The following is a 16298-nucleotide window of genomic DNA, read 5'->3' on the forward strand; positions in this document are numbered from 1 at the left end:
ACAGATTGCATGCCTCGGGTAGCCTGACGTTTAAACCACCCGGAGTGCCCATTGGAATCCCTTCTTGTCCTTGTCGGATTGATCGTATTGGCCATCCCGGTCACCATTGTCGTTTTGTTGGTCAGCCATTCACGCCTGCGCGGCCGGGTCGATCAGTTAGAGCAGCAAATTCGGTCACTGGGTGCTGATGTGCCGGAGCCTCGGCGGGCCGAGGTGCGCAAGCCAACCGAGAAACCGGGCAAGCCGTCAAAGCCCGCCCCGTGGTCTGCCGCCAAGGCGCAACGGGTCCAGCAGCCTACCGAAGAAACACCACCCGCAGCCGTTGTCTTCCGCGAGGATCGGTTGGCCGCGTTGACAAACTGGTTGCGCGAGAACTGGTTCTATGCGGTCTCGGCGCTTTCGCTGGCGCTGGCGGGGATATTTCTGGTTCAATACGGCGTTGAAAGCGGGCTGTTGCCGCCAGCCGCACGGGTGATCGCGGCTTTGCTTTTCGGCGCGGCTCTGATCGGTGCCGGTGAGATCATCCGTCGCAAATACGGGGATGACGAAAGCACGGCAACTGCCTATCTGCCCTCGGTCTTTTCCGGTGCTGGGCTGGTCACGCTATTCGGAGGCGTTCTGGCCGCGCGGCAGCTCTATGATCTGATCGGCGCCGAGGGCGCACTGGTCGCAATGGTTGCTGTCTCTGTGGTAGGTCTTGTGCTGGGCTGGTTTCACGGTCCTTTGCTGGCCGCGGTCGGATTGATCGGATCGTTTTCCGCCCCATTCGTGGTCGGAGGCGCGTCTGAAGATCCAAGCTGGCTGTACGCCTATTTCTTCGTCATCGCTGTTCTGGGATTGGGAATCGACACGGTGCGGCGTTGGGCATGGATTTCGGTTCTGACTTTGGTTGGGGCTTATATTGCCAGCCTACTACTGGTGTTGTCCTCGCCCATTACCGAGGCCGAATACCTGATCGGCGTGACGGCGTTGGCCCTGATAGCCATCGCAATTCCGGTCCGGCGGATCTGGCCGGACCATGGCGGATCAATGATCAGTGCGATCCTATGGCGCAAAAAGGGCGATGCGTGGCCGGAATTCCCGACGCGGCTGGGTTTTGGTGCGGTTGCTGTCAGTGCAGCAATCCTGTCGCTGCACTGGGCGGACAGCGTAGATGAGTTCTGGCTGGGAATTGTGCTGCTGTCGGGGATGACCCTTGGATTGATGTTGTGGGCAAAACGGGCCGAGGCGTTGCAAGACGCCACGGTTCTGCCTGCGTTAGGTCTTATCTGGTTTGTCCTTATGCATGGCTGGGACAATGGGGTCGTGCTGAGTCAGTTTGCCGAAACCTATGCAGAAACGCCCGAAGCAGATTTCCCCTGGGTGGTGACCGTTCTGACGGCCCTTGGTGCAGTGATTTCGCTCACGGCGGCGTGGCAGTCGATGCAGGCACAGAAATACGCGGCAATATGGGCGGGGGCAGCGGCGGTACTCGCCCCCGCATTGGCCATCGCGCTTGAAGTCGGTTGGCATCCGACCGAGGTCATCGGAGCGTACCCCTGGGCCCTGCACGCAATTGCGTTGGGCGTGCTGATGGTCGGCTTGGCGGAACGCTTTGCACGCGTGGATGGCGAGAACCGGATGCGCCCGGCTCTCGCGACGATATCGGCTCTGTCATGTCTAAGCTTTGCTTGCGTCATCGTTCTTAGCTCGGCGGCGCTGACCATCGCACTGGTAGTGATGGTCGTCGTAGCGGCGGCGTTGGATCGCAAATTCACGCTGCCCCCGATGAGTTGGTTCATATGGGCAGGCGTGTTCACCATCACTGTGCGATTGGTCCTGACTCCGGGCCTTGTTTGGGCCAGCTACGCGCCAGTGGCCGAGATGGTGCTGGTCTACGGCGGAAGCACTGCGGGTTTTGTGATCGGGTGGTTGCTGCTGCGGCCGCTGCATCGTCCGGTGGCGGGCCTGCTGCTGGAAAGCGCGGCCTGGGCGACCGGGGGCATCCTGATTTCCCTAATGCTAGAACGCTGGCTGCAAAGCTTTGGTGAAGGCAACGCCACCAACAGTCATTGGGGTCTGGGCCTGCTAGCGATCATCTGGTTGCTGCTGGCTTTCGCACAAGTCCAGCGGTTGGAGCTGGCGGGCAAGCTGAACTACGTCCGCTACCTGCTGGCCGCGTTCTTTGCCGGTCACGGCTTGTTGCGGCTGGCGCAGGCAGTGGCCGAGGCAAACCCGCTGCTCAGCACAGCTGTGCCACCGGTACTGGGGCCTCCGGTTCTTAACACGCTGGCGGTAGCCTATCTGCTGCCTGCGCTGATTATTGGCTTCTCAGTCTGGCGCATTTACGCAACCCCGCGGTGGCTGAAACGCGCCAGTTGGGGATTGGCTGGCGGTCTGGCGGCCATTTGGCTGGGGCTGATGATCCGCCATATCTGGCAGGGCGCTGCGGGGATGTATGAGGGGAACGGTGTGACCCAACCCGAACTTTACACCTATACCATGGCCCTGCTGGCGATTGGTGCGGTGCTGTTTTACCAGTCACTGGCGCGCCGGTCCGACCTGATGCGCAAGGCCGGTCTGGCGGTGATCGGGTTGGCCGTCGCCAAAGTGTTCCTGATCGATATCGCTGGTCTGGGCGGGCTGATCCGCGTGTTCTCGTTGCTGGCGCTGGGTCTCGCATTGGCCGGGCTTGCGTGGCTCAACCGTTGGGCCAAGCTGCGCTATTCGCCGCAGCAGGCGGAACCTCTGGACCATTAGGCGCGGGCGTCCTATAAGCGCGGCCATGTATGACCGGATGGCCATCATTATTCGAATTATATCCCCGGCGCTCTGACCCTCTGAGACGCCGGGCAAAGGTGTTTGAGAACTCGCACCGACCGCTTCGCACCTAGTACGACCAGATCATCCAAAGGACGCCCCCAATGTGCGCCGACACGATCCAGACACCTGATTACAAAGACACGCTGAACCTGCCCAAAACCGATTTCCCCATGCGCGCCGGTCTGCCGAAACGCGAACCCGCATGGCTGGAGCGGTGGGAGACCATCGGCGTCTATGACCGCCTGCGTGAAAAAGAGGGCCGCGCGCCCTTTACCCTGCACGATGGCCCCCCCTATGCGAACGGTCACTTGCATATCGGCCACGCGCTGAACAAGACGATCAAGGACATGATCGTGCGCAGCCATCAGATGATGGGTTTTGACGCGCGTTACGTGCCCGGCTGGGATTGCCATGGCTTGCCGATCGAATGGAAGATCGAGGAACAGTATCGCAAAAAGGGCAAGAACAAGGACGAGGTGAACGCCGTCGACTTCCGTCAGGAATGCCGCAAGTTCGCCGAGGGCTGGATCGACATCCAGCGTGAAGAGTTCAAGCGTCTGGGCATCACCGGCAACTGGGCCGATCCCTATATCACCATGGACTATCACGCCGAAGCCGTGATCGCCGACGAATTCATGAAGTTCCTGATGAACGGCACGCTCTATCAGGGCTCGAAGCCCGTGATGTGGTCGCCCATCGAAAAGACCGCTTTGGCTGAGGCCGAGGTCGAGTACCACGACAAGGAAAGCTTCACCATCTGGGTGAAGTTCAAGGTTTTGAATGCGGGCGATCTGGATGACGCGTTCGTGGTGATCTGGACGACGACGCCTTGGACCATGCCATCGAACAAGGCTGTCGTTTTTGGCAAGGACATCTCCTATGGCCTGTACGAAGTCACCGGCGCACCCGACGAATGCTGGGCTGCGGTGGGCGACAAGTTCCTGCTGGCCGACAATCTGGCCGCCGATGTGCTGGGCCGCGCCCGTCTGAACGACGATCAGTGGACCCGCGTCCGTGACGTGACCACTGATGAGCTGGCAGGTGTGCAACTGACCCACCCGCTGGCCGGGGCCGAGGGTGGCAATGGCGAATGGGACGATATCCGCGACTTCCGCGCCGCTGAGTTCGTGACCGATACCGAAGGCACCGGTTTTGTCCACTGTGCGCCCTCGCACGGTATGGAGGAATTCGAGCTGTACCGCGATCTGGGCATGCTGGAACAGGTCATCACCTATAACGTGATGGATGACGGCTCGTTCCGCGCCGATCTACCGTTCTTTGGCGGCAAGTATATACTGTCCCGCAAGGGCGGCGAGGGTGACGCGAACAAGGCTGTCATCGACAAACTTGTGGAGGTCGGCGGTCTGCTGGCGCGTGGCAAGATCAAACACAGCTATCCGCATTCGTGGCGTTCGAAAGCTCCGATCATCTACCGCAACACGCCGCAATGGTTTGCATCCGTTGATCGCAAGCTGGATGACGGTATGGGCGAGATGGGGGACACCATCCGGGAACGCGCTCTGCGGTCCATCGACGAGTTGGTGAAATGGACGCCGCAGACCGGTCGCAATCGCCTCTATTCGATGATCGAGGCGCGCCCGGACTGGGTTCTGTCGCGTCAGCGCGCCTGGGGCGTGCCGCTGACCTGCTTCACCAAAAAAAGCGCTCTGCCGACCGACGCGGATTACCTGCTGCGCAACGAAGGCCTCAACGCCCGTATCAAGGCGGCGTTCGAGACAGACGGCGCGGATGTTTGGTACACCGACGGGTTCAAAGAGAAGATCCTCGACGGCATCGCCAACCCGGATGACTACGATCAGGTGTTCGACGTGTTGGATGTTTGGTTCGACTCGGGGTCAACCCACGCCTTCGTTCTGCGCGACCGTGAGGATGGCACCGAAGACGGCATCGCCGACGTTTACATGGAAGGCACCGACCAGCACCGTGGTTGGTTCCATTCGTCGATGCTGCAAGCTTGTGGCACCAAAGGGCGGGCACCGTACCGGAACGTTGTGACCCATGGGTTCACGCTGGACGCCAAGGGCAACAAGATGTCCAAGTCGCTGGGCAACACCATCGTGCCGGAAGAGGTCGTCAAGCAATACGGCGCCGATATCCTGCGCCTGTGGGTGGCTCAGACCGACTATACCGCTGACCAGCGGATCGGGCCGGAGATTCTGAAAGGCACTGCCGACAGCTATCGCCGTCTGCGCAACACCATGCGGTTCATGCTGGGGTCGCTGGCTGACTTCACCGAGGCGGATCGCGTTGATCCGGCGGATATGCCGCGCCTGGAGCGCTGGGTGCTCAGCCGTCTGGCCGATCTGGATGAGCAGGTGCGCAAAGGCTATGCATCTTTCGACTTCCAGGGCGTGTTCAGCGCGGTCTTCACCTTCGCCACCGTTGACCTGTCGTCGTTCTATTTCGACGTCCGTAAGGATGCGCTGTACTGTGACGGCGACACCCTGCGCCGCCGTGCTGCACGCACCGCGCTGGATATCCTGTTTCACCGGCTGACCACATGGCTGGCCCCGGTTCTGGTTTTCACCATGGAAGAGGTCTGGCTTGAGCGTTTCCCGGGCGATGACAGCTCGGTCCATTTGGTGGATTTCCCGGATACGCCCGCCGACTGGCGCGATGCGGAACTGGAAACCAACATGGCCAAGGTTCGCCGCGTGCGCCGGGCCGTAACTGCCGCGCTGGAAATCCAGCGTCAGGACAAGGTGATCGGGTCCAGCCTCGAAGCGGCCCCGATTGTTCATGTTGAGGATGGCGACACCCGCGATCTGCTGGCGACCTTCGACGTGGATGACATGTGCATCACTTCCGGATTGACCGTCACCGGCGACCCGGCCCCTGCCGAGGCGTTCCGCGTGCCCGAAATCGAAGGCGTTGCGGTGCTGTTTGAAAAGGCCGAGGGAAACAAATGTCAGCGTTGCTGGAAAATCCTGCCCGATGTGGGTCGCCACTCCCATGAGGGCGTCTGCGGGCGTTGCGACGAGGCGCTGAGCTAACCATCAAACCCCCGACCCACCCGCCGGGGGTTTTTCTTTTCTTGCGCAGAGCCTGGCGATCTGAAACGCTGCGCTCATGCCGATGATTGCCGTTGAAACCCAGTTTGGTCTCCTTGGTGTCGAAGAAACCGACGGTGCCCTGACGCGCCTTGTGTGGAATGGCCGAAATGAGGGCCCCGAAACCCCGCTGCTGCAAGAGGCCGCCGCGCAGCTGAGGGCCTATGATCAGGGGAAACTGGATCAGTTTGACCTGCCATATCGCGTCGCCGGTTCCGATTTTCAGCAACAGGTTTGCGATCTGATGTACGCCATCCCGCTGGGTGAAACCCGGACCTATGGCGATATCGCGAAGGAACTGGGCCATCCGCCTCAGCCGGTGGGTCAGGCCTGTGGAGCCAACCCGATTCCGGTGATCATTCCCTGCCACCGGGTACTTGCTGCCAACAGTCTGGGTGGCTTTTCGGGGGATGGTGGAATTGAGACGAAAGTTGCTCTGTTACGCCACGAACGGGCAGCGGGGCTATTGATCTGACACGTTGAATTCTGTTGCAATCCGGCTGGTTGATGCTCAATTTGTATCAGATAGAGAATTCAAAGGATCGCATTGCATGACTGCCCCAACAGACCCGGCCGTCCGTAAGAAGGCCATCATCGACCGACTGATGTCGCTGGAAGAGCAAGAATTAGCGACGGCACAGGCCCACTACGACGCTTTCCTGAAGGATTCTCAGCTGGATGACCGGGAAGGCCATGACAAGGATGATATCGCAGCCTCACGCGAGAACGCGGATCTGGCGGCGGCCTTTGATGCCCCTGTACATGCGCATCACGCCAAGATCGACGTGATCGAAAACACCGATTTCAGCATCACAGATACGGTGCGGCCCGGCGCCGTAGTCAAGTTCAACAACCGCCGTTTCGTGGTCTGCGTTTCGACCACTCGGTTCGATGTGGACGGCAAGACCTATATGGGTATCTCAACCCAAAGCCCGATTTATCTGGCCATGGTTGGCCTGCAAGAAGGTGATGTATTCACCCACAATGGCACTGAGTTCGAGGTTCAGGACGTCTTGTAATCTGCACTCTTGCGCTGTGGAATGATTTGCTGCGCAATGCCTGCGAAGACTAGGTAGAGGCTGGTAATTACCAGCCCCCAATGGGCCCAGCTTTCGGGGTGGAAATCGACCCAGGCCGCCCAACCCGCAAAGAATGTCCAGGCAAAAGCCATCGGTAACGACACCATGCGCCAACGCTCGGTCCGCACCGGGTGGATGAATTTCAGCGGCAGGAACATCGCTAGGGACAGCAGCGACACCAGCAGCAGAATGACCCAGAAGTTGGGCTCCAGCGCGAAGATGACGATCACGAACATATTCCAGCACCCGGGGAAGCCGGAAAAGGAGTTGTCCTTTGTTTTCATGCGTGTGTCGGCGAAGTACATCGCGCTGGCAAAGGTGATGACGATGATGGCGAACCATCCCGTCCAGCCGTCCATCAACCCGGATTTGAACAACGCAAAGGCCGGAATGAAAACATAGGTTAGATAATCGATGATCAGATCCAGCAGCACCCCGTCAAACTCTGGCGCGTTCTTTTTGACATGGTAGTGCCGTGCCAGCGGGCCGTCGATGCCGTCCACGATGAACGAGACCACCAGCCACAAATACATCAGGCTCCATTTTTCCTCGACAGCGGCCAGCATGGCCAGCATTGCAAAAACGGCACCGGTGGCGGTGAACAAATGGACGGAAAGTGCTTTGAATCTAAGAGTCATGCAGGGTTCATGTACGATGCGTTCGACAGATGCAAAGCAAAAAGCCTGCGGCGGAGTATATGGTCAGGATAAGGTGAGTTTTGACCACTACACTACTGGACTGACTTGGACTGTTTAACAAGGCAAGCCGCATGTGTAGCAAACTTACCGCATCGTGGAAACTATCCTTTAACGCGAACCACGTAATTCATTTTTAGACCGTGGTTGTGCCTCTAACAGCCGTAGTTGCACAACAATAGAATCAGCCAAAACGGAATAGAATAAAAATGAAAATCGCACCCCTTTCTATTGTCATGCTGTCTTTGATTTGCACGGCATGCGCAACGAAACAGGAAAGCATCCTAAAAGCCAAAGGGAATGCCGAAAATGTCGAGTTTGCCACGGACAGCGCGCAACAGGGGGTCTTAGGCTTCAGGGCGACAAGCGTTCGCGTATTGAGGGATGGTAACTCAAGTATTCCAGCGACGTGCGATCTGACCGGTGATGGTTTTGCGGCGAATGTGACCACCCCAGCAATCGTCAACCTGCCCAGCTATGGAAAAAACACACAACCCCTTCAGGTCAATTGTCTGGTGGGGGATAAAGCCCATACCCAGACAGTCGAACCGTCCAATCTTTCGGCTGACAATCGCAAGGCGAATGCAATCGGCGCCGGTGTTCTGGTCGGCGGCATTGTTGGCGGTGCATTGGCCGGATCGGTAAGTGGCGAGAAAGAGGGCGACGCTTACGGCTATAAGCCAATCAAGCTGAAGCTTGATTAATCATGCCTTTGGATGCGCGCGGTTGTAGACCTCCATCAACCGCGCGGTATCCACGGCTGTGTAGGTCTGTGTGGTTGAAAGCGATGCGTGGCCAAGCAATTCCTGAATGGCGCGCAGGTCTCCTCCGGCGGACAGCAGGTGCGTGGCAAAGCTGTGCCGCATTGCATGCGGCGTGGCTGTTGCGGGTAGGCCAAGTTGCATCCGGGCCTTGGCCATCACCCCCTGGATGGCGCGGGGGTTCAACGGGCCGCCGCGCACACCGCGAAACAGCGCTTGGTCCGTGGCCTGCGGGTGCGGACAAAGCCGCACGTAGTGGTCAACGGCGGAACGGGCGGCGGGCAGAACCGGAACGATCCGCTCTTTATCCCCTTTGCCTATGATGCGCAAGGTTTCGGGCAGGGGTGCATCCGCGCCGGTCAGAGAGAGCGCTTCGGAAATGCGCAGCCCGCATCCGTAAAGCAGCGTAACCACGGCCACGTCGCGGGCCGCGACCCAGTCACTGTTCGATTGCAGTTCGACTGTGTCGATCATGGCCCGGGCGGCATCTTCGGCCAGTGGGCGGGGTAGTTTTTTAGTAAACTTGGGTGCGCGGGTCGACAACACGGCTGTGGGCTCGAAACCCTCACGCTCGGACAGCCAGCGATAAAAGCTTTTGACGGCCGAGAGCTTGCGGGCCAGCGACCGTGCGCCCACGCCCGATGCGCGCTGATCGGCCATCCAGGCGCGCATGTCGGATACGGTGATCCGGGCCAATGCCGCCAGCCCCTGCCGTTCGCTGTGATGCAAGGTCATAAAGGACAGGAATTCGGTAACATCACCGCGATAGGCGGTCTGCGTATTCTCAGACCGCCCGGCTAATGCCCCCAGACTGTCCAGCCAATGCTGCAGTGCATCGCGACAGGATGGAGAAATCAGGCTCACGACAACCAGTGGCGCATCGATCGTTCGAACACGCCGGCAAAGAACGACAACAGATCGGTGCCCAGCTGCGGGGTGAAGTGGTTGGTGTACTTGGACCCCATGACGATCATGCCGGGCAAGCGCCCTTCACCCAGATTCAGCTTCAGACAGGCCTCGGACCGGAACTGGCTGGCCGTGGCCCCGAAAATCCGCGGGCTTGGCTTCGGTACCTGACGCAAAACAACCTCGCGTGCGGGGCCTCCACGATCCTGGCTGAGATAGGCGTTGATCGCGCCCGGCTCGACCACGGTCAGTACGCCGCCCAGCTTTTCGATTGCCTGGTCTTCCTGCATCACGGTTGTTTCCAGAACCAGCGTGATGTGATCGACACGCAGGATCTCGGCCACTTCGCCGCCAAGCGTGCGCAGGAAATCCTCGAACTCGACCGGTTCCAGAAGGCGCAGAATGGCGCGGTGCACCTGATTTGTGCCTGCCAGATTTTCGTAAGCCGCTGCGATGACCGAGCGGTGGGTGTCCTCAAGCCGGTCCAACCGAGCCTCGAGCCGTTGCATGGCGATGCCGCGCAGGTCGATGACATTGTCACCGCGCGCCTGCTCATTGGCAGCGACCAGCGCCTGCATCAGATCCTTGTCGTCCAGCACGGCGTCTGGCTCGGCCAGAATCGCGGCGCGGAGATTATCCTTGAGTTTGGTGTTGCTGCTCATGTCCCGTCCGGTCTTTTTTTGTTGAGCGGCTTATAACACGGGTTGGTGCAATTGCCTTGGGAAAAATGCAGGCAAAGGTAGAATTAACGCTGAGATGTGTCGGAAAGGCTCCCGCCTGCAATGCTCTGATCAAAAGATCAGTTTTTGCAGTTGGGCCGGGCGCGGCGCCTGACGGCGCCGCGCGGGTGCGTTAGATAATCAGAGGATTTTCTGACCTGTCTTGGCCCAGTCGGCCAGGAAGGTTTCCAGACCCTTGTCCGTCAGCGGGTGGTCAGCCAGTTTCTTGATCACGGCAGGCGGCGCGGTGATCACGTCGGCACCAATGCGGGCGCTATCTGTCACGTGGTTCACGGTGCGGATCGAAGCTGCCAGAATCTCAGTCTCGTACCCATAATTGTCATAAACCTGACGGATGTCGGCAATCAGGTCCATACCGTCAAGGTTGATGTCATCCAGACGGCCGATAAAGGGCGAGATGAAGGTTGCACCCGCTTTGGCGGCCAGAATCGCCTGATTGGTCGAGAAGCAAAGGGTCACGTTGACCATCTGGCCTTCGTCCGTCAGCGTTTTGCAGGCTTTCAGGCCGGCCCAGGTCAGCGGCACTTTGACGGCGATATTCGGTGCGATCTTGGCTAGCTTGCGGCCTTCGGCGATCATGTCGTCGGCTTCGGTCGCAACCACTTCTGCGGACACGGGGCCGTCGACCAGATCACAGATCTCTTTGGTCACTTCCAGAATGTCGCGGCCCGATTTCAGGATCAGCGAGGGGTTGGTGGTTACGCCGTCCACCATGCCCAGATCATTTAGTTCAGCAATGGCGTCGATCTCGGCGGTGTCTACGAAGAATTTCATGAGGGCAGTCCTTTGATGGGTTGGCCTTGGTCGCGGATGCCTTTACCTCAAAGAGACCCATGCTGAAACCCCCCGGCCCAAGGATATGCGGTGAGCACTCAGGAGTATTTCGACCAAGGTGAGCTGGTGGCGGTGTTGACCGCACAACCGCTGGACCGGACGCTGGATTACAAAGCGCCCGAGGGTGGGTGTTTTCTGGGCGCGTTTGTCGAAGTTCCACTGGGCCCGCGCAAAGTTTTAGGCGTTGTCTGGGGGGCGGGGCAGGGCGACTTTGATCTGAGCAAGGCCCGGTCGGTGATCCGCGTGCTTGAGGTCGCGCCGATGCGCGAAGAGATGCGCGTGTTTCTGGGGCGGGTTGCCGATTACACGCTGACACCGATGCCTGCGATGCTGCGGCTTGCTACCCGCGCGCCGGGATTGGGTGATCCACCCTCAATGCGCAAGATTTACCGCTTGGGACAAGGTGAGCCAGACCGCATGACCGATGCGCGGACCCGCGTATTGGAGATTTTGCGGGATTATGGCGGGCTGGCGTTTACGCTGAAGGAATTGGCAGAGCAGGCGGGGGTGACATCGTCTGTCGTCAAAGGCTTGGTGAAACAGGGTGCCGTGCGCGAGGAGGACAGCCCGCGCGATCTGCCCTATCCGCATCTGGATCCGGATTTGCCTGGCAAGACGCTGACCGAAGATCAGGCGGCAGCGGTTGCTAAGTTACAGACCGGTCAGCGGACCGGCGACTATGGCACCACGTTGCTGAAAGGGGTGACAGGTTCGGGCAAGACAGAGGTCTATCTGGAGGCTGTGGCCGAGGCGCTGCGGATGGGGCGGCAGGCGCTGGTCTTGCTGCCCGAGATTGCCCTGACCGCCGAATTCCTGACGCGGGTCGAGGCGCGGTTTGGCGCGCGTCCGGCTGAATGGCATTCGGGCGCAACCATGACGGAACGCCGTCGGGTTTGGCGGATGGTCGGGCAGGGGGATGCGCAACTGGTGGTGGGCGCTCGGTCGGCGCTGTTTTTGCCGTTTCGGGATCTTGGGTTGGTCGTGGTCGATGAGGAACACGACACGTCATATAAGCAAGAAGACGGCGTGCATTACAGCGCCCGCGACATGGCAGTCCTGCGGTCGGCCATATGCGGCGCGCGGGTGATTCTGGCCAGCGCGACGCCGTCGCTGGAAAGCTGGGCCAATGCCGAGGCGGGGAAATATGAACGTCTCGACCTGACCTCACGCTTTGGCGCGGCGGTGCTGCCAGAGATGAAGCCCATCGACATGCGGGCCGAACAGATGCAGCCGGGAACTTGGATTTCCCCGTCCCTGCGGCAGGCGGTGCGGCAGCGGATCAAACGGGGTGAGCAATCATTGCTGTTCATCAACCGCCGGGGCTATGCGCCGGTCACCTTGTGCCGAGCGTGTGGTGAACAGATTGCCTGCGATTACTGTGACGCGCGGATGGTCGAGCATCGGTTTCTGAAACGTCTTATGTGCCACCAGTGCGGTGAGACCAAGCCGATGCCTGACGCCTGCCCCTCATGCGGTGCGGAAGGCAAGCTGGCCCCGGTCGGCCCTGGGATAGAACGGCTTGCGGAAGAGGCCGAGGTGACCTTCCCCGAGGCCACGATCGCGATGCTCAGTTCTGATCTGTTCGGCTCGGCACGTGCCCTGAAAGCCAAGATTGAGGAGATTGCCGAGGGAGACGCGGATATTATCATCGGCACGCAACTGGTGGCCAAGGGACATAACTTTCCCAAGCTGACGCTGGTGGGCGTGATCGACGCCGATCTCAGCTTGCATGGCGCCGATCTGCGCGCCGCCGAACGCACGTTCCAGTTGATGCGGCAAGTCGCTGGGCGGGCTGGACGGGCAGACAAGCCGGGGCAGGCATTGTTGCAGACGTTCCAGCCGGAACATCCGGTGATCCGCGCCATTCTTTCAGGAGATGAAGAGGGGTTCTGGAAAGCCGAGGCCGCCGGACGGCAGGCCGCTGGAGTGCCGCCATATGGGCGGATGGCTGGTATCGTTTTATCTGGACCAGAGGTAGGGCCCGTCTTTGATATCGGCAATGCCATGGCCCGCAACGATGCGGCGCTGCGCGAGATCGATGCGCAAGTCTTCGGCCCGGCCCCCGCGCCGATAGCGCGTATCCGTGGCAGGCATCGCGTGCGCCTGCTGGTCAAGGCCCCGAAAGGTGCCCCGATTCAGAGCGCTATCGCCCGTTGGATCGCACCGCTTCGCCTAAAAGGTGATATTCGTCTTACCGTTGATATCGACCCGCAAAGCTTTTATTGACCTCTGCATCAGCGCAGAGCGACTGTGTGCAGTGCGCTTTCCCCTCGCCAAATCAAAGAAATGGGCTTAGAGAACTCTCATGCTGAAACCTATGCCCCTGTCAGAGGCGCAGAGCCTTCCGTTCTGGCGCCGTCCTGTGACGCTCTTGTTCGTTATGGCGATGACCATGCCGATTGCGTTCAATGGATGGAGTGCGCTGTTGAACAACTTCGTTATCGAAGTTGCCAACTTCGATGGGGCCGACATCGGTCTGTTGCATACCGTCCGTGAAATTCCGGGTTTTTTGGCCGTTGGCGTGATTGCAGTGATCCTGTTCATTCGCGAGCAGGTTCTGGCGATGATCTCGCTGATGATGCTTGGCATTGCGACTGCGGTAACCGCGTGGTTCCCAAGTTTGGGCGGGTTGTTGTTCGTAACCCTCTTCAGTTCGATCGGGTTTCACTACTACGAGACCGTGAATCAGTCCCTGCAACTGCAGTGGTTGCCCAAGGATCGCGCGCCGCAGGTGCTTGGGTGGCTGGTCGCGATGGGCTCAGCCGCGACGGCGGTTGTCTACGGCCTGATTGTACTGACCTGGGATCGGTTCGATCTGTCTTATAACACTGTTTTCATGATCACTGGGGGCGTTACAGCCCTATTGGCCCTGATTTGCCTGATCGCTTTCCCGCAATTTGATGCGCCCACGCCGCAGACGAAGAAAATCGTATTACGTCGCCGGTATTGGCTGTACTACGCCCTGCAATTCATGGCTGGGGCACGGCGCCAGATATTCATCGTTTTTGCTGGCTTCATGATGGTCGAGAAATTCGGCTTTGAAGTGCACGAATTGACCAGTCTCTACTTGATCAACCTGATGATCAACATGATGGCCGCACCGCTGCTGGGCAAAGCAGTCGCCAAGTTCGGAGAGCGTCGCACGCTGATCTTCGAATATACCGGGTTGGCCATCGTGTTTGCGGCCTATGGTGGTATCTACTGGTTCGGCTGGGGCGTGTTGCTGGCGGCGATCCTGTATGTGATCGACCATGTGCTATTTGCGCTGGCGTTGGCATTGAAGACCTATTTCCAGAAGATCGCCGACCCTGCGGATATCGCACCCACGGCGGCTGTGGCCTTCACCATTAACCACATTGCGGCGGTCTTCCTGCCCGCGCTGCTGGGCCTTTTGTGGGTTGTTTCTCCCGGCGCGGTGTTCGGTTTGGCGGCTGCGATGGCCCTGATCTCTCTGGCGCTGTCGATGCTGATCCCACGCCACCCCGAGGCCGGCAACGAAACCATCCTTTCGAAATACGCCCCGGCGCCCGCCGAATAGGCGCAATTGCTTGACCTTGGCGGGCCCACGCCCTAGGCGCTGTTTCAACTGAGACAGGAGGCCCCTATGCCCACATTCACCGCGCTTACCACTCTGACCGGTAAGAAGGCCGCCGAAAATCTGGGCGAAGCGATGGAGCGTCTGGATCCGGAACCCACCGGTGTCGGCGTATTCGAGGTCGAAGACGGCTCGGGCCTGTGGGAGGTTGGCGGATATTTCACCGAAGCACCCGACGAAACCTCATTGGCTGTTCTGGCCGCAGCATTTGAGGCCAAGCCGTTTGTGGTCTCGGAGTTACCCGAAACCGACTGGGTCGCCCATGTACGCCGCGAGCTCGCCCCGGTCGAAGCTGGGCGGTTCTTTGTCTATGGCAGCCACGATGCTGACAAGCTGCCGGAAGGACGCATCCCACTGTTGATTGAGGCCGCAATGGCTTTTGGCACGGGTCACCATGGCACAACGCTGGGCTGTCTCAAGGCGCTGGATTATCTGTTGGATGATGGCTTCGCGGCCTCCAAAGTGGCCGATATCGGCTGTGGCACGGCCGTTCTAGCCATGGCTGCCGCGCGGGTCTGGAACGGCGACATCATCGCTAGCGACATTGATCAGGTTGCGGTGGATGTGGCCCAAGCCAACCTGAAGGCAAACGATATGGCCGGCAAGGTTCACTGTGTCGAAGCTGCAGGGTTCGATCACCCGGACCTGCAGTCGCACGCCCCTTACGATCTGATTTTTGCCAACATTCTCAAGGGCCCACTGGTCGCTTTGTCCCCCGAGATCGGAGCGAATCTGCGATCTGGGGGATATGCAATTCTATCGGGAATCCTCAACGAACAAGCCGAAGATGTGATCGCGGTTTATCTGCAAAACGGGTTCAATTTAACTAAAAGAGACGTGATTGGTGAATGGACAACGCTAATCTTAAGCAAACAGGGCGTAATTTAGGCCATTTGCAGGAGTTTCATGGATTCTTGCCTCTTTTTTGTCGCAATCTGTAACTACCGTCAGGACGTGGTTACGGGGGCGGTTTTTTTGGAGGCTGCCATGACGGGAAAACAATTGGAATTTGATCAGCGCGTTCATCGCCTGAACAAGAAACATGCAAAACTCAGCCGGGGCTATCGCGCTACGATGCGCAAAGACGGTCTGGTAGTGATGAAGCCGCAGCGGGTCAAATCTGCGGTTCCAGCGAAGATGCTATTGATTTGCTTGGTCGGGCTGTTTGCATTCAAAACGTTTTTGCTGACCAGTCTTGGTACTTCGGCCTATCAGTACCGCGTTGACAGCTTGGCGCAGGGAACGTCAGTCGAACAGGCTGGTGCATGGGTCATGCAAATCGACCCGGCGTCGGAATTCTTGGCGAATTATTTCAATACCCTCATCCACTGAATTTGGTCAGCTTTGACAAGAAACGCCGCGCATCGTGAGATGCACGGCGTTCTTTTGCGCCCCTGAGGGAGGAGGGGGCGAGTGAGTGATGGTTGTGTCTTACCGACGACCTTCCACCACGACGTCAATATCGCCGCGGCACAGGCCGATATCATCCAGCTCGCGGTCTGTCAGACCGCTCAGCGTGTTGCGGGTCACACGGGCGTCATTCCATTCAGCAAGGGCATTCACGACCGATGCGAAAGTTGCGCCGATACGGCCGACGAGGCCGAATGAGCCAGTGGTGGTGCGGGTAGTGTCAAGTGCAGCCATATCCTGTTTCCTTCTGGTTGGTGTTACAGTTTTGTTACTAAGCGGGCATCTAGTGATGGCAATTTGGCTGCGCAAGTGCAGAAATTGCATGTGTCCTATGCAATTTCTGCAAGGGTCGGGATTTCTAAAAAACCCTTAATTTATTGGCCATTTAACTGTCATGAAACGTGT

14 protein-coding genes are annotated in these 16298 nt (G+C 59.0%); 9 read left to right on the forward strand and 5 right to left on the reverse strand.

What is annotated here, in order from left to right:
- Window positions 1-51: 51 nt before the first annotated feature.
- The 4 genes from ACR0DT_RS08920 (at window position 52) to ACR0DT_RS08935 (ending at window position 6892) form a co-directional block, all read left to right on the forward strand.
- Window positions 52-2739 (forward strand): DUF2339 domain-containing protein, encoded by a 2688-nt coding sequence (locus ACR0DT_RS08920; RefSeq protein ID WP_480710385.1) that lies wholly within the window; start codon window positions 52-54, stop codon window positions 2737-2739.
- A gap of 164 nt (window positions 2740-2903) precedes the next feature.
- Complete coding sequence (gene ileS, locus ACR0DT_RS08925) at window positions 2904-5816, forward strand: isoleucine--tRNA ligase (RefSeq protein ID WP_480710386.1); 2913 nt, start codon at window positions 2904-2906, stop codon at window positions 5814-5816.
- Between the two features lie 76 nt (window positions 5817-5892).
- Window positions 5893-6348 (forward strand): methylated-DNA--[protein]-cysteine S-methyltransferase, encoded by a 456-nt coding sequence (locus tag ACR0DT_RS08930; protein ID WP_480710387.1) that lies wholly within the window; start codon window positions 5893-5895, stop codon window positions 6346-6348.
- 76 nt (window positions 6349-6424) lie between these two features.
- Entirely contained in the window at window positions 6425-6892 is a 468-nt protein-coding gene (locus ACR0DT_RS08935; RefSeq protein ID WP_480710388.1) for a hypothetical protein, read from the forward strand.
- Here the strand turns inward: ACR0DT_RS08935 and ACR0DT_RS08940 are convergent.
- Entirely contained in the window at window positions 6877-7590 is a 714-nt protein-coding gene (locus ACR0DT_RS08940; protein ID WP_480710389.1) for a CDP-alcohol phosphatidyltransferase family protein, read from the reverse strand. The two genes, ACR0DT_RS08935 and ACR0DT_RS08940, sit on opposite strands and share 16 nt — an antisense overlap.
- 266 nt (window positions 7591-7856) lie before the next feature.
- On the opposite strand from ACR0DT_RS08940, the gene ACR0DT_RS08945 reads away from it, so the two are divergent.
- Entirely contained in the window at window positions 7857-8351 is a 495-nt protein-coding gene (locus ACR0DT_RS08945; protein WP_480710390.1) for a hypothetical protein, read from the forward strand.
- Here ACR0DT_RS08945 and ACR0DT_RS08950 read toward each other — a convergent pair whose 3' ends face one another.
- The 3 genes from ACR0DT_RS08950 to fsa all read right to left on the reverse strand — a co-directional run bounded on the left by ACR0DT_RS08950 (window position 8352) and on the right by fsa (window position 10828).
- A complete protein-coding gene (locus ACR0DT_RS08950) occupies window positions 8352-9272 on the reverse strand; it encodes a tyrosine recombinase XerC (protein WP_480710391.1) in 921 nt (306 codons plus the stop codon).
- Entirely contained in the window at window positions 9269-9976 is a 708-nt protein-coding gene (locus ACR0DT_RS08955; RefSeq protein WP_480710392.1) for a DUF484 family protein, read from the reverse strand. The genes ACR0DT_RS08950 and ACR0DT_RS08955 overlap by 4 nt, the downstream gene beginning before the upstream one ends.
- A gap of 198 nt (window positions 9977-10174) precedes the next feature.
- Window positions 10175-10828 (reverse strand): fructose-6-phosphate aldolase, encoded by a 654-nt coding sequence (fsa, locus tag ACR0DT_RS08960; RefSeq protein WP_170351720.1) that lies wholly within the window; start codon window positions 10826-10828, stop codon window positions 10175-10177.
- A gap of 90 nt (window positions 10829-10918) precedes the next feature.
- On the opposite strand from fsa, the gene ACR0DT_RS08965 reads away from it, so the two are divergent.
- The 4 genes from ACR0DT_RS08965 to ACR0DT_RS08980 all read left to right on the forward strand — a co-directional run bounded on the left by ACR0DT_RS08965 (window position 10919) and on the right by ACR0DT_RS08980 (window position 15815).
- On the forward strand, window positions 10919-13114 hold the full coding sequence (locus ACR0DT_RS08965) for a primosomal protein N' (RefSeq protein WP_480710393.1): 2196 nt from the start codon (window positions 10919-10921) through the stop codon (window positions 13112-13114).
- Window positions 13115-13193: 79 nt separating this feature from the next.
- Entirely contained in the window at window positions 13194-14426 is a 1233-nt protein-coding gene (locus ACR0DT_RS08970; RefSeq protein WP_480710394.1) for an MFS transporter, read from the forward strand.
- A 66-nt stretch (window positions 14427-14492) separates the two neighbouring features.
- On the forward strand, window positions 14493-15371 hold the full coding sequence (locus ACR0DT_RS08975) for a 50S ribosomal protein L11 methyltransferase (protein ID WP_480710395.1): 879 nt from the start codon (window positions 14493-14495) through the stop codon (window positions 15369-15371).
- Between the two features lie 99 nt (window positions 15372-15470).
- Window positions 15471-15815 carry a hypothetical protein gene (locus ACR0DT_RS08980; protein ID WP_480710396.1) on the forward strand — a complete coding sequence of 115 codons (345 nt, stop codon included), beginning with the start codon at window positions 15471-15473 and terminating at the stop codon, window positions 15813-15815.
- Between the two features lie 99 nt (window positions 15816-15914).
- Here the strand turns inward: ACR0DT_RS08980 and ACR0DT_RS08985 are convergent, their stop codons facing one another.
- Window positions 15915-16127, reverse strand: a complete 213-nt coding sequence (locus ACR0DT_RS08985; protein WP_480710397.1) for a DUF1127 domain-containing protein — start codon at window positions 16125-16127, stop codon at window positions 15915-15917.
- Window positions 16128-16298 lie beyond the last annotated feature (171 nt).

The organism is Ruegeria sp. BI11 (genome assembly GCF_056538005.1).